A 21,087-nucleotide genomic window follows, 5' to 3' on the forward strand; every position below is an offset into this window, starting at 1 on the left:
GGCCCCCCGGCCCCCCCCCCCGACCCCCCCCCGGCGGGGGGGGCCGGGCCCCCCCGCGGGGGGGGCCCCCCCCCCCCCGTCGTGGCGAACCGAGGACCTCAGCGGGTGCCGCGACGGCGCCCGCCCCGGGCGCGGTCACCGGTCTTGGCGCCGGCGTTACGACCGGCCCGGGCCGCCTTGGCCCGCTTGGTCGCGGCCTTCACGCCACCGGGGCTCTCCCCCGCCTTGACCTGGACCACCCGGGTGGAGGTCTCCAGGGTGCCCTCGCCGACCGAGATGACGGTCCACTCGACGGCGCCCAGCTTGGCCAGCCCGGCGCGCGAGTCGGCCAGCTCCTGCTCGGCGCTGTCCCCCTTGAGCGCCAGCATCTGCCCGTGCGGACGCAGCAGCGGCATGCCCCAGCCGGCCAGCCGGTCCAGCGGCGCCACGGCCCGGGCGGTCACCACGTCCACCGCGAGCTTGCCGATCATCTCCTCGGCGCGGCCGCGCAGGACCGTGACGTTCTCCAGCCCCAGCTCCCGGACGACCTCCTCCAGGAAGGTGGTCCGGCGCAGCAGCGGCTCCAGCAGGGTCACCGAGACGTCCGGCCGGGCCAGCGCCACCGGGATGCCCGGCAGACCGGCGCCGGAGCCGACGTCGCACAGGGTGGAGCCGGCGGGCAGCAGCTCGGCCAGCACCGCGCAGTTGAGGACGTGCCGGTCCCACAGCCGGGGCACCTCGCGGGGCCCGATCAGCCCGCGCCGGACGCCGGCCGTGGCCAGCAGCTCGGTGTAGCGGACGGCGGCGTCGAAGCGGTCGCCGAAGACCTCCCGGGCGGCGGCCGGCGCCTCGGCCAACACGTCCAGCTCGGGCAGCTCGGCCCGCTCCTCCGCGTCAGGGTTCACGTCCGCCCCCGGACGGCCGGTGGCCGCGTTCTCCGTGTCCATCTCGACCTCTCCGATCTCCGGATCCACCGACCCGCTCAACGCACTGTTTCACGTGAAACATCCCAGAAGGAAACAACGACCCCGCCCGCACGAGGCGGACGGGGTCGCGTTCGGCAAGACTCACCGGTCACCGCGGTGACCGGTCATCGTTCCGACGGCCTCAGGCCGGCAGCACGACCACGCACCGCTGGGGCTCCTCGCCCTCCGACTCGCTGCGCAGACCGGCGGCCGCGACCGCGTCGTGGACGACCTTGCGCTCGAACGGCGTCATCGGCCGCAGCTTGACCTGCTCGCCGCTGCTCTTCGCCTGCTCCGCGGCCTCGGCACCGAGGGCGGCCAGCTCCTCGCGCTTGCGGGCGCGGAAGCCGGCGATGTCCAGCATGAGACGGCTGCGCTCGCCGGTCTCCCGGTGGACGGCCAACCGGGTCAGCTCCTGCAGGGCCTCCAGCACCTCGCCGTCCTGGCCGACCAGGCGCTGCAGCGCGCGGTCGTTGCCGTCGCTGACGATGGAGACCAGGGCACGGTCACCCTCGACGTCCATGTCGATGTCACCGTCGAGGTCCGCGATGTCGAGCAGACCCTCCAGGTAGTCCGCCGCGATGTCGCCCTCCTGCTCCAGGCGGGTGATGACGCTCTCGTCGGTGCTGGCGACGTCCTCGGCCTCGACGGCGGAGGTGGTGCCTTCCGTCACTGATGGACTCCTTCGGAGATGGGCCCGGCTGGCGGGCGGGGAACGAAGCTCTTCGCAGAAGTCGGTCAGGACTTCTTCTTCGGCCGCTGGCCGCCGCGCTTGGGCTGCTGCCGGGTGCCCTGCTTGGTGCCGCCGGGCTTGGCCGCGGTCTGCTTGGCAGCCGTCGTCTTGGCGGCGGAGTCCGCCGGGACGGCGTCCTCGGCGGGCTGCTCGGCCTGGGTGTCCTCGCTCGACTCGACCGCCTGGCCGGCGCCCTGCTGGCGCTGGGCCTTGCTCTGGCGCCGGGGCTGCTGGCGGCTCGCCCGGACCGACTCCTCGACCACGGCGGCGGCGGAGGCCGCCTCGGCGATGGCCGCCTTGGAGGGGGGCAGCATGCCCCAGAGCGCGCCCTTGATCTCCGTACCGTCCGAGCGCAGTCGGCCGGCCTTCTTCAGCCGCGCCTGGCGCTCCGAGAAGGCCTGGCTGCCCGGGGTCGGGTTGTTGTGGATGACGACCAGCTGCTGGCCCATCGACCAGACGTTGGTGGTCAGCCAGTAGACCAGGACACCGACCGGGAAGTTGATGCCCATCACGGCGAACATGACCGGGAAGACGTACATCAGCATCTTCTGCTGCTGCATGAACGGCGTCTTGACCGTGAGGTCGACGTTCTTGGTCATCAGCTGGCGCTGGGTGACGAACTGCGACAGCGACATCATCACGATCATCACCGCGGTGACGATCTTGACGCTGGTCTCCGGGCTGCCGAGGAAGGTCGCGGACAGCGGGGCACCGAAGATGTGCGCCTTGCCGGCGCTCACCAGCAGGGAGCCGTGGATGACGCCGATGTCGTGGCCCTTGGCGACGTTGGACAGCACGCCGTAGAGGGCGGTGAAGAACGGGGCCTGAACGATGATGGGAAGGCAGCTGGAGAACGGGTTGGTACCCGCATCCTTGTACAGCTTCATCATCTCTTCGGACTGGCGCTGCCGGTCGTTCTTGTAGCGCTCCTGGATGGCCTTCATCTTCGGCTGGATCGCCTGCATGGCCCGGGTCGCCTTGATCTGCTTCACGAAGAGCGGGATCAGGCAGATCCGGATGACGACCACCATCGAGGCGATGGCCAGACCCCAGGCCCAGCCACCGTCCGGGTCGAAGACGTTGCTGTACAGCGAGTGGAACTGGACGATGATCCAGGACACCGCTGTGTAGAGGGGACTCAGAAAACCGAAGGTCACCGGTCAGACTCCTTGGGCATCGGGCTTCGCCACCGGCTCCGGCTCGGCGGTCCCGCTCTTGGGGCTCAGCAGATCACGCAGCCGGCGGTGCCACACCGGGTGCTTGCGGGGCGGTACGTGGTCCACCCCGCCAGGTGACCAGGGATTGCAACGGAGGATGCGCCACACGGTCAGTCCGCCGCCCTTGACCGCCCCGTGCACCTTCACGGCTTCGAAGCCGTAGTGCGAGCACGAGGGGTAGTAGCGGCAGACCGGACCGAGCAGTGGGCTGATCGTCCACTGGTAGACCCTGATCAGTCCCATCAGCAGGTACTTCATCGCCCTGCTCCCGTCGGCGCCGTGGCGGCGGGCTCGACCCTCAGCAACCGCTTGAGCGCCGCGTCCAGGTCGCGTTCCAGCTCCTGGTACGAGGCGGTCGCGGCCTGGGGCAGCGCACGCACCACTATCAGGCTACCGGCGGGCAGCCTGGACAGACGATCACGAACGAGATGGCGCAACCGGCGCTTCACCAGGTTGCGGACGACCGCCGGGCCAACGGCCTTGCTCACGACGAAACCCGCACGCGCCGAAGGAGTCCCCTCGGCGACGTGCGGGCGGATGTCGCTGGTCCGGTCGGTCTGCCCCTGCGGGTCGCCTTCTCTGCTGAGATGGACGACCAGAAGGGGCCGACCGGCCCGGCGACCGCGTTTCACCGCGGTCGCGAAGTCCTGGCGCCGCCGCAGCCGATTCTCGGAGGGCAGCACAAGAGACTCTGGGTGCGGATCAGGCGGACAGGCTGGCGCGGCCCTTGCCACGGCGGGCAGCCAGGATGGCGCGGCCGGCGCGGGTACGCATACGCAGCCGGAAGCCGTGGGTCTTCGCGCGACGACGGTTGTTCGGCTGGAAGGTGCGCTTGCTCACTCGGGGGCTCCTGAGGTGAATCGTAGGATGACGGGGAGTCGCTTGGCCGTCACCGTGCGTCCGCGTGATCTCCCTGGAATTCGGAAATCCGGCCCATCGCCCCAGTTCGGCTGGGGTCTGAGGCAATCCACGGCGCCCGTGCTGCGCGCCTTATGGAGCGGGTGGACCCGCGGACATGCGGCAGCGGCCATCGACAACTCGACCTGGTTACGGTACGCGGGACGGGGCACGAGGGTCAAACCAGCCGTCCGGAGGCCGTTTACCCACAGGCTGTGGACAACGACTTGATCCGTCCCTGTTCGCTGACTACCGTTGCAGGACTTGTCTGGTTTTGTTCTTGGAAAGCGTGCACCAGTGGCTGATGTCAACAGCGACCTCGTCCCGGTCTGGGCGAGGGTCGTCGAGCGGCTGGTCAGCGACCCCGATGTCGGGGAGATGGACAAACAGTGGGTGCAGCGCACCCAGCCCATGTGGATGATGCACGACACCGCCCTGCTGGCGACCCCGAACGAGCGGGCCAAGCAGGTGCTGGAGGGCCGGCTGCTGCCCCAGCTGACCGACGCGCTCAGCCGCGAGCTCAGCCGACCCGTCCGGATCGCCGTGATGGTCGACGCCAACGCGGTGCCCACCACCCCCGCACCGGCCGCCCAGGCCCCCGTCGAGCCCTACCCGGGCCCGGCCGAGGAGGACTCCGGCTACGGCGACCAGAACTACCAGCAGCCGTACGAGCAGGACTACGAGCGCCCCCGCTACGACACCGGCGGCTACGAGCAGCGCCCCGCGCCCTACGGCGGCGGCCAGCCCGCACAGCCGTGGCCCGGCTACCAGGAGCCGCAGGCGCCGTACCACGAGCCCGAGGAGCCCTCGGCCCGCCCCGCGCCGCGGCACCTCCCCGGTCCGCCCTCCACGACCCAGGGCGACCTCTTCGGCGGCGCGTACGGCCCCGGCCCCGGCGAGCAGCCCCGCACCGGCGCCGGGCGCCGCGGACACGGCTCCCGGCCCTCCGGCGGACGCCCGGCCGAGAAGTCGGGCGCGGAGCCGCCGACCGAGCGCCCCGCCGTCCCCGGGGTGCCCGCCCCGCCCGGCGCTCCCCCGGCCGGCGGCTCCCGCAAGGACGAGCCGGCCGCCCGGCTGAACCCCAAGTACCTGTTCGACACCTTCGTCATCGGCGCCAGCAACCGCTTCGCGCACGCCGCGGCGGTGGCCGTCGCCGAGGCCCCGGCCAAGGCGTACAACCCGCTCTTCATCTACGGCGAGTCCGGGCTGGGCAAGACCCACCTGCTGCACGCCATCGGGCACTACTCGCGCAGCCTCTTCCCGGGCACCCGGGTGCGCTACGTGTCCTCGGAGGAGTTCACCAACGAGTTCATCAACTCGATCCGGGACGGCAAGGCGGACACCTTCCGCCGCCGCTACCGGGACATGGACATCCTGCTGGTGGACGACATCCAGTTCCTGGCGAGCAAGGAGTCCACCCAGGAGGAGTTCTTCCACACCTTCAACACCCTCCACAACGCGAACAAGCAGATCGTGCTGTCCTCGGACCGGCCGCCCAAACTGCTGACCACGCTGGAGGACCGGCTGCGCAACCGCTTCGAGTGGGGCCTGATCACCGACGTCACCCCGCCGGAGCTGGAGACCAGGATCGCGATCCTGCGCAAGAAGGCGATCCAGGAACAACTCAACGCCCCTGCCGACGTGTTGGAGTTCATCGCGTCCCGGATCACCCGCAACATCCGGGAGTTGGAGGGCGCGCTGATCCGGGTGACCGCCTTCGCCAACCTCAACCGGGCACCGGTGGACCTGGAGTTGGCGGGGATCGTCCTCAAGGACCTGATCCCCGGCGGGGACGAGGACGCCGGCCCGGAGATCACCGCGCAGGTCATCATGCAGCAGACCGCCGCCTACTTCGGCCTCGGTGTGGACGACCTCTGCGGCTCCTCGCGCAGCCGGGTGCTGGTGACGGCCCGGCAGATCGCCATGTACCTCTGCCGGGAGCTCACCGATCTCTCGCTGCCGAAGATCGGCGCCCAGTTCGGCGGCCGCGACCACACCACGGTGATGCACGCGGACCGGAAGATCCGCTCGCTGATGGCCGAGCGGCGCTCCATCTACAACCAGGTCACCGAACTGACCAACCGCATCAAGAGCTAGCCGTCCCCCGCGAGTTGGGGGCGGACACCGGAGTACCCCGGAAGGGCGTCAGGAGCGATCCTGGCGCCCTTCCGCCGTTTCCACAGGTGTGTACTGGGCCGCCGCCGGGCAGGTATCCGCACGACGGACGTCCCGCCGGTCCACAGCCCGCGCCGAACAACTGACCGGTGATTCGAAAACCGGGGGCGCGCAGGGCAGTTGTCCACAGGCCGGACCCCTTCCGCGCGGTCCACAGGCCCGGGAGCCCGGAGTTATCCAGAATTCGTCCACAGGCCCGGCGCCGCTACGCTCTTCCGCGCAGGTCAGGTGCCTGTGGACTTGTGCACAACCGTTGTCCACAGGGTGTGGACAATTGACGGGCCACCAGCGGGCCGTCCGGGTTATCCACCGGTTGTCCCCAGGGAGCGGGCGGTTATCCCCAGGTTGTCCACAACGGGGTCCACAGTTCGACAACCTTGGGCAGCTGTTCATACCCTGGTGTGAAAGGCGTCACGTAAAGTTGACCGGGGCCCGTGGATAACCGGGCCCGGATCTGGGGACAGTCCTGGGGATAACCTGTGGATACCCTGCGTGCCCTGTGGGTAACGCTCGGCTGTCCACAGCGCGGCCTGCCCGTCCACAGCCGCCGTCCACACCCGCTGTGGACAAAATCCGGGCGCTGACCTGCGGAAACAGGGTTATCCACGGTTTCCACAGGCCCTACTACTACCGCTACACAGTTAGACCGTGAACCTGCTTTCAAAGTGGGTGGTCCCGAAATCTGTGGACAACCGCGCCCCGACATCTGTTCGGCCTCGCTTCCGCCCGTCTGCCCCGTCTGTCGGCGGAGTACGTCAGACTGTCCTCTGCGACTGGAAGCGGAGTGGTAGAGCTCGGCGGACAGGCGGACCGACGATCAAGATCAGACGAACCAGAGTGCGAGCGGGAGCGCTCGATCCAGGAGGCGGTTACCGGTGAAGTTCCGGGTGGAGCGTGACGTCCTCGCGGAGGCGGTGGCCTGGGCTGCCCGCAGCCTCCCGGCACGGCCGCCGGTGCCGGTGCTGGCCGGCCTGCTGCTGACCGCGCAGGAGGGCAGCCTGGCGCTGTCCGGCTTCGACTACGAGGTCTCGGCCCGGGTCGAGCTCGAGGCGGACGTCGAGGAGGCCGGCACCGTCCTGGTCTCCGGTCGCCTGCTCAACGACATCTCGCGCAACCTTCCCAACAGGCCTGTGGAGATCTCCACCGACGGCCAGCGGGTCAGCGTGGTCTGCGGCAGCTCCCGCTTCACCCTCCCCACCCTCCCGGTGGACGAGTACCCGGCGCTGCCCCAGATGCCGACCGCCACCGGCACCGTCTCCGGGGACGTCTTCGCCTCCGCGGTCAGCCAGGCCGCCGTCGCGGCCGGCCGGGACGACACCCTGCCCGTGCTCACCGGCGTCCGGGTCGAGATCGAGGGCGACCGGATCACCCTGGCCGCCACCGACCGCTACCGCTTCGCCGTCCGCGACCTGCTGTGGAAGCCCGAGCAGTCGGACATCTCCGCGGTCGCCCTGGTCCCCGCCAAGACCCTCCAGGACATCGCCAAGTCCCTGGGCAGCGGCGACACGGTCTCCATCGCGCTCTCCTCGGGCGGCGCGGGCGAGGGCCTGATCGGCTTCGAGGGCGCCGGCCGCCGCACCACCACCCGGCTGCTGGAGGGCGAGTTCCCCAAGTTCCGCAGCCTCTTCCCGACCGAGTTCAGCGCGGTCGCCGCGATCCAGACCCAGCCCTTCCTGGAGGCGCTCAAGCGCGTCTCCCTGGTCGCCGAGCGCAACACCCCGGTCCGGCTCAACTTCGAGCAGGGCGTGCTGACCCTGGAGGCCGGCTCGGGCGACGACGCCCAGGCCACCGAGCGGATCGAGGCCGACCTGGAGGGCGACGACATCTCGATCGCCTTCAACCCGGGCTACCTGGAGGAGGGCCTCAAGGCCATCGACTCCCCGTTCGCCCAGCTGAGCTTCACCACCCCGACCAAGCCGGCCCTGCTCAGCGGCAAGGTCTCGGTGGACGCCGAGGAGGACAAGGCCTACCAGTACCTGATCATGCCGGTCCGCCTCTCCGGCTGACGACCGCTTCCGGCTGACGACGGCTCCGGCCGACCCCGGCCGGTCCGGTCACCCACAGGCTGTGCACACCCGTTGTGCACAGCCTGTGGACGTCCCGACCCCGTCGACCCGGTCGGCCCGACCGCGCGGAGTCCGGATGCCCCGGAAGCGTAGGCTCGGGGATGCGGCAACGGCGCCGCCGCCAGGCACGTCCCCACAGTAAGGATTTGGTCATGGAGCTCGGCCTCATCGGTCTCGGCAAGATGGGCGGCAACATGCGCGAGCGGATCCGCCGCGCCGGCCACACCGTCATCGGATACGACCGCAACCCGGAGATCTCCGACGTCGAGACCCTGCAGGAGCTCGTCTCCAAGCTCCAGGGCCCGCGCGTGGTCTGGGTGATGGTTCCGGCCGGTGCCGCGACCCAGGCGACCGTCGACGAGCTCGCCGAGCTGCTCTCCCCCGGCGACGTCGTGGTGGACGGCGGCAACTCCCGCTGGACCGACGACATCAAGCACGCCGAGGCGCTGGCGGCCAAGGGCATCGGCTTCGTCGACTGCGGCGTCTCCGGTGGCGTCTGGGGCCTGGAGAACGGCTACGCGCTGATGTACGGCGGCGACGCCGAGCACGTCGCCCTGGTCCAGCCGGTCTTCGACGCGCTCAAGCCCGAGGGCGACTTCGGCTCGGTGCACGCGGGCGCGGTCGGCGCCGGCCACTTCGCCAAGATGGTCCACAACGGCATCGAGTACGCGATGATGCAGGCCTTCGCCGAGGGCTGGGAGCTGCTGGAGGCCGCCCCCGAGGTCACCGACGTGCGCGAGGTCTTCCGCAGCTGGCAGGAGGGCACGGTCATCCGCTCCTGGCTGCTGGACCTGGCCGTCCGCGCCCTGGACAGCGACGAGCACCTGGACAAGCTGCGCGGCTGGGCCGCCGACTCCGGCGAGGGCCGCTGGACCGTCGAGGCCGCGATCGACCACGCCGTTCCGCTGCCGGCGATCACCGCCTCGCTGTTCGCCCGCTTCGCCTCGCGCCAGGACGACTCGCCGCAGATGAAGATGATCGCCGCGCTGCGCAACCAGTTCGGCGGCCACGCGGTCGAGTCCAAGTAACCGAGAACCGGTCGGGGCCCCGGGGGCCGTTCCCCGGGTAGCCCCACACACAGAAGGCGGGCGCAGTCCACAGCCATGCACGTCGCGCACCTGTCGCTCGCCGACTTCCGGTCGTACGCCCGGGTCGAGGTTCCCCTCGACCCGGGCGTGACGGCCTTCGTCGGGCCCAACGGCCAGGGCAAGACCAACCTGGTCGAGGCGATCGGCTACGTCGCCACCCTGGGCAGCCACCGGGTGGCCACGGACGCCCCGCTGATCCGGCTGGGCGCCGAGCGGGCGGTCGTCCGCACCTCGGTGGTGGACCGCGGCCGCTCCACCCTGATCGAGCTGGAGCTCACGGCGGGCAAGGCCAACCGGGCCCGGATCAACCGCTCCGACAACGTCCGCCCGCGCGACGTGCTGGGCCTGTTGCGCACCGTGCTGTTCGCCCCCGAGGACCTCAGCCTGGTCAAGGGCGATCCGGGTGAGCGCCGGCGCTTCCTGGACGAGCTGCTGACCGCCCGGGCGCCCCGGCTGGCCGGGGTCCGGCAGGACTACGAGCGGGTGCTCAAGCAGCGCAACGCCCTGTTGAAGACCGCCGCGATGGCCCGCCGGGCCGGCGGCGGCAAGGGCGCCGACCTGTCCACCCTGGAGGTCTGGGACGGCCACCTGGCCCGCGCCGGGGCCGAGCTGACGGCCTTCCGGATCCAGTTGGTGGCCGCCCTGCAACCACTGGTGACGGGGGCGTACGGCCGGGTGGCCCCGGGTGGCGGGGAGACCGTCCTGGAGTACCGCAGCTCCTTCGAGGGCGAGCTGCCGAGCAGTCGGGAGCAGGCCGAGGAGCAGCTGCTGGCGGCGTTGCAGGCGGTCCGCAAGCAGGAGGTCGAGCGGGGGATCACCCTGGTCGGCCCGCACCGGGACGAGCTGGTGCTCAAGCTGGGCCCGCTGCCGGCCAAGGGCTACGCCAGCCACGGCGAGTCCTGGTCGTTCGCGCTGGCGCTCCGGCTGGCCTCGTACGAGTTGCTGCGCGCCGACGGCGGCGAGCCGGTGCTGGTCCTGGACGACGTGTTCGCCGAGCTGGACGCCGCCCGCCGGGACCGGCTGGCCGAGCTGGTGGCCGACGGCGAGCAGGTGCTGGTGACCGCGGCGGTGGCCGAGGACGTGCCGAAGGCGCTGGCCGGCGCCCGTTTCGCGGTCTCCGACGGCGCCGTGCGCCGGGTCGACGCCTGAGCCCCCGAGCCGTAACGACCCGAGCCGTAACGACCCGGTCCGACCGGATCCGTCGCGACCTGACCTGCCCCGTACCGAAGCTTTGCCGTCGGCACCCGCACCGCGGTGGGTGCCGACGTCCGGCGTGCGTGCGCTCCCGTAGGCTGGACGGCTCATCGGGTTGTCCACAGGCTGGGGAAAGGAGATCGCCGTGAGCGATTCGGCGGAGACCTCCCCCGGCCCCGGCGCCGCCGGGCCCACCGGTGCCGACCTCGCCCGCTCCGCGCTGCGGGCGGCCCGGGCCCAGGCCCGCCAGCGCGGTGAGCAGGTCCAGCAGAAGCGCGAGGCGAAGCGGCACGGGCTGCGCAGCGGCGCCCGCTCGGACGGCCGCGACCCGGTGCCGCTGGGGGCGGCACTGAACCGGCTGCTGACCGAGCGCGGCTGGGAGTCCTCCGCCGCGGTCGGCGGGGTGATGGGCCGTTGGCCGCAGATCGTCGGCCCGGACATCGCCGCGCACTGCCACCCCTCTTCCTACGACGAGGCCGCCGCGGTGCTCACCGTGCAGTGCGACTCCACCGCGTGGGCGACCCAACTGCGCTGGCTGGCACGCCAGTTGGTGGCCCGTCTGAACCACGAACTGGGCCACGGCACGGTCCGCACCATCAAGGTGCTCGGCCCGGCCGCGCCGGCCCGCGGCTACGGCCGGCTGCGCGCGCCGGGGAGCAAGGGCCCGGGCGACACCTGGGGCTGAGCCCGGCCGGCGGGGATCGCCCCCGGCCGGGATCGGACCACGATCTTCCGGAACCCCTGACGGCCCTTCCAGGCGCCTCCGGCCCCCCGGTCGAGTATCGGGACACGTCCAGAGGGGATTCAGGGCGGCATATCTGCCTTCAAGGGCTGCCAAACGCCCATCTATGTCAGTCGTACCGGTAGACTGAGAGCCAAACACTGTTGCTAGTGGCAACCGAGTCGAAACGCCGTGGTCGCACGCCCGCCCGCACGGGGCTGGAATGCGGCCCGCGCTGTGCCAGAGAGGGCGCTTCGTGGCCGATTCCGGCAACCCCAGCCAGACCCCAGACCAGAACGACCAGGCTTCCTACACCGGTAGCAACATCCAGGTGCTGGAAGGCCTCGACGCCGTCCGCAAGCGCCCCGGCATGTACATCGGTTCCACCGGTGAGCGTGGCCTGCACCACCTGGTGCAGGAGGTCGTGGACAACTCCGTCGACGAGGCGATGGCGGGGTACGCCGACACCATCGACGTCACGATCATGCCCGACGGCGCCATCCGCTGCGTCGACAACGGCCGAGGCATCCCGGTGGACATCGTCCCCGGCCAGGACAAGCCGGCCGTCGAGGTCGTGCTCACCGTCCTGCACGCGGGCGGCAAGTTCGGCGGCGGCGGCTACGCCGTCTCCGGCGGTCTGCACGGTGTCGGCGTCTCGGTGGTGAACGCGCTGTCCACCCGGCTCTCGGTGGAGATCCACAAGGACGGCCACATCTGGACCCAGGACTACAAGATGGGCGCGCCGACCGCCCCCCTGGTCAAGGGTGCCGAGACCGACCGCACCGGCACCACGGTGACCTTCTGGGCCGACCCGGACATCTTCGAGACCACCGTCTACTCCTTCGAGACGCTGTCGCGGCGCTTCCAGGAGATGGCCTTCCTCAACAAGGGCCTGTCGATCTCGCTGACCGACGAGCGCCCCGAGCACGTGGACGAGGAGGGCAAGCCGCTCTCCGTCACGTACAAGTACGACGGCGGCATCGCCGACTTCGTCGCCCACCTCAACTCCCGCAAGGGCGAGGTCATCCACCCCTCGGTGATCGACTTCGAGGCGGAGGACAAGGACAAGGCGATCTCGGTGGAGATCGCGATGCAGTGGAACTCCTCCTACACCGAGGGGGTCTACAGCTTCGCCAACACCATCCACACCCACGGCGGCGGCACCCACGAGGAGGGCTTCCGCGCCGCGCTGACCGGCCTGGTCAACCGCTACGCGCGGGACAAGAAGCTGCTCCGCGAGAAGGACGACAACCTCTCCGGCGAGGACATCCGCGAGGGCCTGACCGCGATCATCTCGGTCAAGCTCGGCGAGCCGCAGTTCGAGGGCCAGACCAAGGACAAGCTCGGCAACACCGAGGCGAAGACCTTCGTCCAGAAGGTCGTCCACGAGCAGCTCAACGACTGGCTGGACCGCAACCCCACCGAGGCTTCGGACATCATCCGCAAGTCCATCCAGGCCGCCACCGCGCGCGTCGCCGCCCGCAAGGCCCGCGACCTGACCCGCCGCAAGGGCCTGCTGGAGTCCGCCTCGCTGCCGGGCAAGCTCTCGGACTGCCAGTCCAAGGACCCCTCCGAGTGCGAGATCTTCATCGTCGAGGGTGACTCCGCCGGCGGCTCGGCCAAGCAGGGCCGCGACCCGCGCACCCAGGCCATCCTGCCGATCCGCGGCAAGATCCTGAACGTCGAGAAGGCCCGGATCGACAAGGTGCTGCAGAACACCGAGGTCCAGGCACTGATCTCGGCCTTCGGCTGCGGCATCCAGGAGGACTACGACGAGTCCAAGCTGCGGTACCACAAGATCGTCCTGATGGCCGACGCCGACGTCGACGGACAGCACATCCGCACCCTGCTGCTCACCCTGCTGTTCCGCTTCATGCGGCCGCTGGTCGAGTCCGGGTACGTCTACCTCGCCATGCCCCCGCTGTACAAGATCAAGTGGGGCAAGGACGACTTCGAGTACGCCTACTCCGACCGCGAGCGCGACGCCGTGATCGCGGCGGGCGTCGAGGCCGGCCGCCGACTGCCCAAGGACGACGCGATCCAGCGCTTCAAGGGTCTCGGCGAGATGAACGCCGAGGAGCTCCGGGTCACCACCATGGACGCCGAGCACCGCCTGCTGCTCCAGGTCACCCTGGAGGACGCCGCCCGTGCCGACGAGCTGTTCTCCGTGCTGATGGGCGAGGACGTCGAGGCGCGCCGCTCCTTCATCCAGCGCAACGCCAAGGACGTCCGCTTCCTGGACGTGTGACGCCTGCGAACCAGGCCCCGCACGTACCAGTCCGCGTGAAAGGAAACTGACCACCAGTGGTCGACGACAACCGTCCCGAAGGCGACCAGCCCGAGACTCCCGAGACCCCCGCAGCCGAGGCCGCCACCCAGGTGACCATGCGGATCGAGCCGGTCGAGCTCGAGACCGAGATGCAGCGCTCGTACCTCGACTACGCGATGAGCGTGATCGTCAGCCGGGCGCTCCCCGAGGTCCGCGACGGCCTCAAGCCGGTGCACCGCCGCGTGCTCTACGCGATGTACGACGGCGGGTACCGGCCCGAGAAGGGCTACTACAAGTGCGCCCGCGTCGTCGGCGACGTGATGGGCAACTACCACCCGCACGGTGACACCTCGATCTACGACACCGTGGTCCGCCTGGCCCAGCCGTGGTCGATGCGGATGCCGCTGGTGGACGGCAACGGCAACTTCGGCTCCCCGGGCAACGACCCGGCCGCGGCCATGCGCTACACCGAGTGCAAGATGATGCCGCTGGCCATGGAGATGATGCGCGACATCGACGAGGAGACCGTCGACTTCGCGGCCAACTACGACGGCCGCTCCCAGGAGCCGACCGTCCTGCCCGCGCGCATCCCCAACCTGCTGGTCAACGGCTCCACCGGCATCGCGGTCGGCATGGCCACCAACATCCCGCCGCACAACCTCCGCGAGGTCGCCTCCGGCGCGCTCTGGTACCTGGAGAACCCCGAGGCCTCCGCCGAGGAGCTGCTGGAGGCCCTGATCGAGCGGATCAAGGGCCCCGACTTCCCGACCGGCGCGCTGATCGTCGGCCGCCGCGGGATCGACGACTACTACCGCACCGGCCGCGGCTCGGTCACCATGCGCGCCGTGGTCGAGGTCGAGGAGATCCAGGGCCGCCAGTGCCTGGTGATCACCGAGCTGCCGTTCCAGGTCAACCCGGACAACCTCGCCCTCAAGATCGCCGACCTGGTCAAGGACGGCAAGATCGCCGGCATCGCCGACGTCCGGGACGAGTCCTCGTCCCGCACCGGCCAGCGCCTGGTGGTCGTGCTCAAGCGCGACGCGGTCGCCAAGGTCGTGCTCAACAACCTGTACAAGCACACCGAGCTGCAGACCAACTTCGGCGCCAACATGCTGGCCCTGGTCGACGGCGTGCCGCGCACGCTGTCGCTCGACGCCTTCATCCGGCACTGGGTCAACCACCAGGTCGAGGTCATCGTCCGGCGCACCAGGTTCCGCCTGCGCAAGGCCGAGGAGCGCGCCCACATCCTGCGCGCGCTGCTCAAGGCCCTCGACCTGATCGACGAGGTCATCGCGCTGATCCGGGCCTCGGCCAGCGCCGACGCCGCCCGCACTGGCCTGATGGGCCTGCTGGACATCGACGAGCTCCAGGCCAACGCGATCCTGGAGATGCAGCTGCGCCGGCTGGCCGCCCTGGAGCGCCAGCGGATCATGGACGAGCACGACGAGCTGCAGCGCAAGATCGACGAGTACAACGCCATCCTGGCCTCGCCGACCCGCCAGCGCGAGATCATCTCCGAGGAGCTCGGCGCGATCGTCGAGAAGTACGGCGACGAGCGCCGCTCGACCCTGATCCCCTCGGACGGCGACCTCTCCATCGAGGACCTCATCGCCGAGGAGGACATCGTCGTCACGATCACCCGTGGCGGCTACGTCAAGCGGACCCGCTCCGACCTCTACCGCTCGCAGAAGCGCGGCGGCAAGGGCGTGCGCGGTGCCCAGCTCAAGCAGGACGACATCGTCGACCACTTCTTCGTGACGACGACCCACAACTGGATCCTGTTCTTCACCAACAAGGGCCGGGTCTACCGCGCCAAGGGCTACGAGCTGCCGGACGCCGGCCGCGACGCCCGCGGCCAGCACGTGGCCAACCTGCTGGCCTTCCAGCCGGGGGAGCACATCGCCCAGGTGATGGCCGTCCGCACCTACGAGGACAAGCCGTACCTGGTCCTGGCCACCCGGGCCGGCCTGGTGAAGAAGTCCCCGCTCAAGGACTACGACTCCCCGCGCTCCGGCGGCCTGATCGCGATCAACCTGCGCCAGGACGACGAGGGCCGGGACGACGAGCTGATCGGCGCCGAGCTGGTCTCCTCCGAGGACGACCTGCTGCTGGTCTCCAAGAAGGCCCAGTCGATCCGCTTCACCGCGACCGACGACGCCCTGCGGCCCACCGGCCGCGCCACCTCCGGCGTCAAGGGCATGGCCTTCCGCGAGGACGACGAGCTGCTCTCGATGAACGTCGTCCGCCCGGGGACGTACGTCTTCACCGCCACGGACGGCGGCTACGCCAAGCGGACCGGTGTGGACGAGTACCGTGTCCAGGGACGCGGCGGCTACGGCACCAAGGCGGCGAAGATCGTCGAGGGCCGGGGCTCGCTGGTCGGCGCACTGGTGGTCGACGACACCGACGAGATCATGGCGATCACCCTCTCGGGCGGCGTGATCCGCACGAGGGTTTCCGAGGTTCGTGAAACCGGACGTGACACCATGGGCGTCCAACTGATCAACCTCGGAAAGCGCGACGCGGTGGTGGGCATGGCCCGCAACGCGGAGGCCGAGGACGAGGAGACGGCGGAGGACGAGGTCGCCGGCACCGAGTCCACCGAGACGACCGAAGGTGCGGGGACGGCGGTCGGCGGCGACGCCGAGGTCTGAACCGAACCGCAGACCGGTGCCGCCGCGTCCAGAAGAGTGGACGCGGCGTCACCGGACGCCGACCAGTTCCGGGCAATCCCGCCGGGCGCTGGATGACGAGTGACGGATCAGGGCGCCGCCCTGGTGGGAAGTGCGGGAGGACCAGGTGAGTGGAGCCACGGGTGCTGCGGGAGGACCCGCCGGCGGCCGTCCGGGCGCGCAGGGCGGGGGGTCGTACGGCGTTCCGGGGCAGCCGCCGACCGAGCACTCGGCCGCGTCCACCTCGCTGATGCCGCCGGTCGGCGGAGCGGGCCAGGCCGGACAGAGCGGCTTCTCGCAGCCGACGACGTACACCAAGGGGCAGCCGACCCCGGCCCGGGGCACCCGGACCGGCGGCAACACCCCGCCCGGAGGCACCCCGGTGCCCGGTGCGGCGCGTCGCCCCGCCGCCGCCCCGGCGACCGTCGGGGGCGGCCTCGGCCGGACCCGCAAGGCCCGGCTGCGGGTGACCAAGGTCGACCCGTGGTCCGTGATGAAGGTCAGCTTCCTGCTGTCGCTGGCCGTCGGCATCATCATCATCGTGGCCTCGGCCGTGCTGTGGATGACCCTGGACTCGCTCGGTGTCTTCGACTCGCTGACCAAGACCCTCAAGGACGTCACCGGCGGCGGCGCGGACAACGCCAGCAGCCAGCTGAACCTGATGGACTACATCGGCTTCGGCAAGGTCATGATGTTCACCACGCTGATCGCGGTGGTCGACGTGGTGCTGCTGACCGCGCTCTCCACGCTGTCGGCCTTCATCTACAACGCGGCGGCCGGATTCACCGGCGGCGTCGAGCTCACCCTGGCCGAAGAGGACTGATCCGGCCGGATCCTGACCCCTGGTCAATTCACCGTCCGCGGACGGAATGTACGGGCCCCGCAGGCTGTTGCAGCCTGCGGGGCCCGTCGGCATTTCGGGTGACAGCCGGCTCCCGCGGCGTGCCGCCCGGAAACGGGCCGGCCGCGGTGGGATTAGCTGGACGCCGCCCGTTCCCACCCGTGGGAGTGCCGCAGGCCGCCCCGGTCGGTCGACCGGGTCAGGAGGGTTTCCGCAGGAAGGCTGGACGGAGGCGCGCGGTGGCGAAGCTCGCAGATCAACTGGTCGAGGCCCTGGACGGGCTGTTGGGCATCCCGATCCCCTTGCGGGTGCAGGCCTGGGACGGCAGTGTCGCCGGGCCGCCCGGAGCACCCACCCTGGTGCTGCGCAACCGCAGGGCGCTACGCCGGCTGATGTGGCAGCCGGGCGAGCTGGGCCTGGCCCGGGCCTACGTCTCGGGGGACCTCGACCTCGCCCCCGGCACCGACCTCTACGAGACGCTCTCCGAGGTCGCCCGCTTCGCCGAACTCCCCGAGATCCGCACCATGGCCCTCGGGCCGCGCGACGTCCTCGGCGCCGCGGGCCGCCGGGCGGTCGCCGCGGCCCTCCGGGCCGGGGCGGTCGGCCCGGAGCCCACCCCGCCCCCGGAGGAGGTCCGCCGGGCCCAGGGGCGGCTGCACAGCCGCGGCCGGGACCGCGCCGCCATCAGCCACCACTACGACGTCGGGAACGACTTCTACGGCCTCGTGCTGGGCTCCTCGATGGTCTACTCGTGCGCCTACTGGACGCCCGAGGCGAAGAGCCTGGAGGCCGCCCAGGAGGCCAAGCTCGACCTGATCTGCCGCAAGCTCGGCCTGCGGCCCGGGATGCGGCTGCTGGACGTCGGCTGCGGCTGGGGCTCGCTGCTGCTGCACGCGGCCGAGCACTACGGGGTCACCGCGGTCGGCGTCTCGATCTCCACCGAGCAGGTCGCGCTGGCCCGCGCCCGGGTCGAGGAGGCCGGCCTGGCCGACCGGGTGGAGGTCCGGCTCCAGGACTACCGGGAGATCACCGACGGCCCCTTCGACGCGATCTCCAGCGTCGGGATGGCCGAGCACGTCGGCGCGGAGCAGTACCGGGTGTACGCCGACGGCCTGTTCCGGCTGCTGGCGCCCGGCGGCCGGCTGCTCAACCACCAGATCGCCCGGCGCCCCGACCACCCCGGCGAACCGCACCGCACCAGCCCCTTCATCGACCGCTACGTCTTTCCGGACGGCGAGCTCTCCCCGGTCGGTTCCACCGTGGCCCGGCTGGAGGAGGCCGGCTTCGAGGTCCGGGACGTCGAGGCGCTGCGCGAGCACTACGCGCTGACCCTGCGCGAGTGGGTGGCCAACCTGGAGGCGCACTGGACGGAGGCGGTCCGGCTGGTCGGCCTCGGCCGCGCCCGGGTCTGGCGGCTGTACATGGCGGCCTCCGCGCTGGCCTTCGAGCAGAACCGGATCGGGGTGAACCAGATCCTCGCCGTCCGCAGCACCGAGGAGGGCGGCTCGGGCCTGCCGCCGACCCGTGAGGAATGGCTGGTGCGCCCGGCCGCCGAGGTCACTGCCGCGACCCCGGTCGGAACGGATTTGGGGGATCGGCGGTCGGTCCGCTAATCTTTCAGTGCGGCAAGGGCCTATAGCTCAGACGGTTAGAGCGCTTCCCTGATAAGGAAGAGGCCACAGGTTCAAGTCCTGTTAGGCCCACCGCCCCGAAGGGCCCGGAGTGATCCACTCCGGGCCCTTCGACGTTCCCCGGCGGACCGCCCCTGACGAGGGCTTCCCGGGCGGACCGGGTGCGGACGATCCGTACGACATGAGGTGCGGCGTCAATCCTCGGACCGGACCGCCGGGTTGACGGTGCCGGTGGCTGGTCACGATTGGGACACCGGTGTGTATCATCGGCCGCAAGGGCAGTCCGGCACCCGACAGCCCGTTCGCGCTCGAAACACATCTGGACTCGTCGGCCCGGTCGGTCCGGCCGGAGCACCGGCTCCTGAGTCCGCCAACGCTAGAAGGACGAGGTCCCGCGGTGAAGAAGCTCCTCCTGGTCGCCCTGGTCGCCCTCGGCGGCTTCTTTGTCTACCGTCAGGTCCAGGCGGACCGCGCCGAGCAGGACCTGTGGACCGAGGCCACCGACCCGGTTCCGGCCGGTCGCTGAGCCCCGGACGATCTGACGATCGACGGTCTTCGGAGGCGCTGACCGGCGCCTCCCGAACCGGTCGGCCCGCTCACTCGATCGGACCGGCCGGTTCCCCCAGGGGGACGGCTCTCGGAAACACGCCGGAACCCGGTACGCTAGTGCCCGTCGGCACGCGCCGTGCCGTCGAGGGGCATTAGCTCAGTTGGTAGAGCGCTGCCTTTGCAAGGCAGATGTCAGGAGTTCGAGTCTCCTATGCTCCACAGCGCCTGAACGGCGGTCGACCCTTCCGGGTCGGCCGCCGTTCGGCGTTCCCGGGGTCCTAGGGCGTGTCGTCCTCGGTGGGCTCGGCGGCTCCGGCCGCCTCCTCGGGGGTGAGGCCGTTCACCGGGGAGGTGGCGGCGGTCGCACCGGCCGGCCGGTGGGACTGCGGGGCCGGGGGCTCGACCAGCCACTCCGGGTTGCTGTGCCGGCGCCACCACTGCCAGGCGACCAGCCCGCCGCCGACCGCCAGCACCCCGGCCAGCAGCAGCCCGGCCGTCGTCCGGCCGCCGCACCGCTGCTGCCGCTTCGCGTTCCGGGCGGCCAGCTCGTTGATCTCGGCCGAGCTGACGTGGCCCTGGAGGGCGGTCAGCGCGGCGGCGCCGCGGGACTGGGCCTCGTGGGCGACCGGGGAGACCGCGGCCCGGGCCTCCTCGACGGCCTGGGCGACCCTGGGGCCGACCGTGCCGCGCGCCTGGTCGGCGGCGCGGGCGGCGGACAGGCGGGCCGCCAGAGCGGCCTCCTGGGCCCGGTGGAGGGCCCGCAGTGTGTTCTGCTGGGCCTCGGGCGGCAGGTTGGCGAAGGCCTGGCCGAACTGCGGGGCGAGGTGCCGGTCGTACTGGACACGGAGGGTGTGGGCGGCCTGGGCGGCCTTGGGGCCGAGGGCGTCCAGGGCGGGCCCGAGGCGCTGCTTGGCGCCGTCCGCGAACTGTGCGGCGGAGTCCCGGGTCCTGGTGGCGGTGTCACGGGCCGAGTCCGAAAAGCTCACGAGTCTCTCCTCCTGGTGGCGTCCTTTATGCACATATCCACCTGAATGCTGATCATGCATCCGGATTTGTTCACCGGCACGCCGGGGTGGGCCGTACGCGGGCCCCTGCGGGGCCGTTCGGGGGCCCTGCGGGGCACCGCCGCAGTAGGCTGGCGGCTTCGGTGGTCGGCCAGGGGAAGGGGTAGCCGCTGATGCTCCCGGACGAGCCGCGAGGGTCCACGGACCGGTCCCCCGGGGCCGGGCAGCCCGACTGCCACCGGCACCCGGGGACGCCCACCGGGATCTCCTGCACCCGCTGCGAGCGGCCGATCTGCCCGCAGTGCATGGTGGCCGCCGCGGTGGGCTTCCAGTGCCCCGAGTGCGTCGGCGACGGGCACGCCGGGGCGCGGCGGGCCACCACCCGCTTCGGCGGGGCGCCGACCCTGGACGGCGGACTGGTGACCCGGACGCTGGTCGGGATCAACGTGGTGGTCTGGGTGCTGGCCGCGTACGTCCTCAACCCGCGCCTGGGCGAGGTCTGGTCGCTGGCCAGCGCCGGCCGGGCGCACGACGGGGGGCCGTACGGTGTCGCCGACGGCCCGGGCCAGTGGTACCGGCTGCTGACCGCCACCTTCCTGCACCTGGAGTGGTGGCACATCGGGCTGAACATGCTGGTGCTGCTGTGGCTCGGCCCCCCGCTGGAGGAGGCGCTCGGGCGGCTGCGCTTCCTGGCCCTCTACCTGCTCGCCGGGCTGGGCGGCAGCACCTTCGCCTTCCTGGTGGCGGGGGGCTGGATGAACTCGGTGGGGGCCTCCGGGGCCGTCTTCGGCCTGATCTCCGCCACGATCCTGATGCAGCTGCGGGACCGGGGCCCGGTCGCCCCGGCGGTGGCCTTCCTGGTCTTCAGCCTGGTGGTGACCTTCGCCCGCCCGACCATCGACTGGCGGGCGCACATCGGCGGCCTGGTGGTCGGCGGCCTGGTCGCCTTCGGCCTGATGTACGCCCCGCGCGAGCGGCGCGCCCTGGTCCAGTGGCTGACGCTGGCCGGCGCGGTGGCCCTGGAAGCGGTGCTGCTGCTGACCGGGATGGCCCTGTACGGCGCGTGACGCCCCGGACATTTGTCCA

General features: G+C 71.2%; 18 protein-coding genes and 2 tRNA genes. 13 read left to right on the forward strand and 7 right to left on the reverse strand.

Features of this window, described 5'->3' with window-relative positions; translation table 11 throughout:
- Positions 1-98: 98 nt before the first annotated feature.
- The 6 genes from rsmG to rpmH form a co-directional block, all read right to left on the reverse strand.
- Positions 99-926, reverse strand: coding sequence for a 16S rRNA (guanine(527)-N(7))-methyltransferase RsmG (gene rsmG / locus ACFWXO_RS22250; RefSeq protein ID WP_375891836.1), 828 nt, complete (start codon positions 924-926; stop codon positions 99-101).
- Between the two features lie 160 nt (positions 927-1,086).
- A complete protein-coding gene (locus ACFWXO_RS22255) occupies positions 1,087-1,617 on the reverse strand; it encodes a protein jag (protein ID WP_375891838.1) in 531 nt (176 codons plus the stop codon).
- Positions 1,618-1,682: 65 nt separating this feature from the next.
- A complete protein-coding gene (yidC, locus tag ACFWXO_RS22260) occupies positions 1,683-2,834 on the reverse strand; it encodes a membrane protein insertase YidC (protein WP_380525508.1) in 1,152 nt (383 codons plus the stop codon).
- A 3-nt stretch (positions 2,835-2,837) separates the two neighbouring features.
- On the reverse strand, positions 2,838-3,152 hold the full coding sequence (yidD, locus tag ACFWXO_RS22265; RefSeq protein WP_375891840.1) for a membrane protein insertion efficiency factor YidD: 315 nt from the start codon (positions 3,150-3,152) through the stop codon (positions 2,838-2,840).
- Entirely contained in the window at positions 3,149-3,577 is a 429-nt protein-coding gene (gene rnpA / locus ACFWXO_RS22270; protein WP_375891842.1) for a ribonuclease P protein component, read from the reverse strand. The genes yidD and rnpA overlap by 4 nt, the downstream gene beginning before the upstream one ends.
- 19 nt (positions 3,578-3,596) lie before the next feature.
- The gene (gene rpmH, locus ACFWXO_RS22275; protein ID WP_030059672.1) at positions 3,597-3,734 is read right to left on the reverse strand and encodes a 50S ribosomal protein L34; all 138 of its coding nucleotides are present in this window, start codon (positions 3,732-3,734) and stop codon (positions 3,597-3,599) included.
- Positions 3,735-4,088: 354 nt separating this feature from the next.
- On the opposite strand from rpmH, the gene dnaA reads away from it, so the two are divergent.
- The 12 genes from dnaA to ACFWXO_RS22335 all read left to right on the forward strand — a co-directional run bounded on the left by dnaA (position 4,089) and on the right by ACFWXO_RS22335 (position 19,216).
- Positions 4,089-5,888 (forward strand): chromosomal replication initiator protein DnaA, encoded by a 1,800-nt coding sequence (dnaA, locus tag ACFWXO_RS22280; RefSeq protein ID WP_375891844.1) that lies wholly within the window; start codon positions 4,089-4,091, stop codon positions 5,886-5,888.
- Positions 5,889-6,841: 953 nt separating this feature from the next.
- Positions 6,842-7,972 (forward strand): DNA polymerase III subunit beta, encoded by a 1,131-nt coding sequence (dnaN, locus tag ACFWXO_RS22285; protein WP_360242831.1) that lies wholly within the window; start codon positions 6,842-6,844, stop codon positions 7,970-7,972.
- Positions 7,973-8,184: 212 nt separating this feature from the next.
- Positions 8,185-9,060: a phosphogluconate dehydrogenase (NAD(+)-dependent, decarboxylating) gene (gene gnd / locus ACFWXO_RS22290; protein WP_375891846.1), complete on the forward strand. Its 876-nt coding sequence runs from the start codon at positions 8,185-8,187 to the stop codon at positions 9,058-9,060.
- A gap of 75 nt (positions 9,061-9,135) precedes the next feature.
- A complete protein-coding gene (recF, locus tag ACFWXO_RS22295) occupies positions 9,136-10,269 on the forward strand; it encodes a DNA replication/repair protein RecF (RefSeq protein WP_375891847.1) in 1,134 nt (377 codons plus the stop codon).
- A 190-nt stretch (positions 10,270-10,459) separates the two neighbouring features.
- Positions 10,460-10,999, forward strand: a complete 540-nt coding sequence (locus tag ACFWXO_RS22300) for a DUF721 domain-containing protein (protein ID WP_375891849.1) — start codon at positions 10,460-10,462, stop codon at positions 10,997-10,999.
- Between the two features lie 259 nt (positions 11,000-11,258).
- Positions 11,259-13,283, forward strand: a complete 2,025-nt coding sequence (gene gyrB, locus ACFWXO_RS22305; RefSeq protein WP_375891851.1) for a DNA topoisomerase (ATP-hydrolyzing) subunit B — start codon at positions 11,259-11,261, stop codon at positions 13,281-13,283.
- Between the two features lie 137 nt (positions 13,284-13,420).
- Positions 13,421-15,958: a DNA gyrase subunit A gene (gene gyrA, locus ACFWXO_RS22310; protein WP_380401041.1), complete on the forward strand. Its 2,538-nt coding sequence runs from the start codon at positions 13,421-13,423 to the stop codon at positions 15,956-15,958.
- Positions 15,959-16,103: 145 nt separating this feature from the next.
- Complete coding sequence (locus ACFWXO_RS22315; RefSeq protein WP_375891852.1) at positions 16,104-16,799, forward strand: DUF3566 domain-containing protein; 696 nt, start codon at positions 16,104-16,106, stop codon at positions 16,797-16,799.
- A gap of 257 nt (positions 16,800-17,056) precedes the next feature.
- Positions 17,057-18,430, forward strand: coding sequence for a class I SAM-dependent methyltransferase (locus ACFWXO_RS22320; protein WP_380525509.1), 1,374 nt, complete (start codon positions 17,057-17,059; stop codon positions 18,428-18,430).
- Positions 18,431-18,446: 16 nt separating this feature from the next.
- Positions 18,447-18,520: transfer RNA gene (locus ACFWXO_RS22325), tRNA-Ile, on the forward strand.
- Between the two features lie 325 nt (positions 18,521-18,845).
- Positions 18,846-18,974, forward strand: a complete 129-nt coding sequence (locus ACFWXO_RS22330) for a DLW-39 family protein (RefSeq protein WP_014137031.1) — start codon at positions 18,846-18,848, stop codon at positions 18,972-18,974.
- Between the two features lie 169 nt (positions 18,975-19,143).
- A tRNA-Ala gene (locus tag ACFWXO_RS22335) sits at positions 19,144-19,216 on the forward strand.
- Between the two features lie 59 nt (positions 19,217-19,275).
- Here the strand turns inward: ACFWXO_RS22335 and ACFWXO_RS22340 are convergent.
- Positions 19,276-19,983 carry a DUF5324 family protein gene (locus tag ACFWXO_RS22340; protein ID WP_375891855.1) on the reverse strand — a complete coding sequence of 236 codons (708 nt, stop codon included), beginning with the start codon at positions 19,981-19,983 and terminating at the stop codon, positions 19,276-19,278.
- Between the two features lie 191 nt (positions 19,984-20,174).
- Between ACFWXO_RS22340 and ACFWXO_RS22345 the strand changes: the two genes are divergently transcribed.
- Positions 20,175-21,068 (forward strand): rhomboid family intramembrane serine protease, encoded by an 894-nt coding sequence (locus tag ACFWXO_RS22345; RefSeq protein ID WP_380525510.1) that lies wholly within the window; start codon positions 20,175-20,177, stop codon positions 21,066-21,068.
- Positions 21,069-21,087 lie beyond the last annotated feature (19 nt).

The organism is Kitasatospora sp. NPDC059088, assembly GCF_042738155.1.
Lineage (GTDB): Bacteria > Actinomycetota > Actinomycetes > Streptomycetales > Streptomycetaceae > Kitasatospora.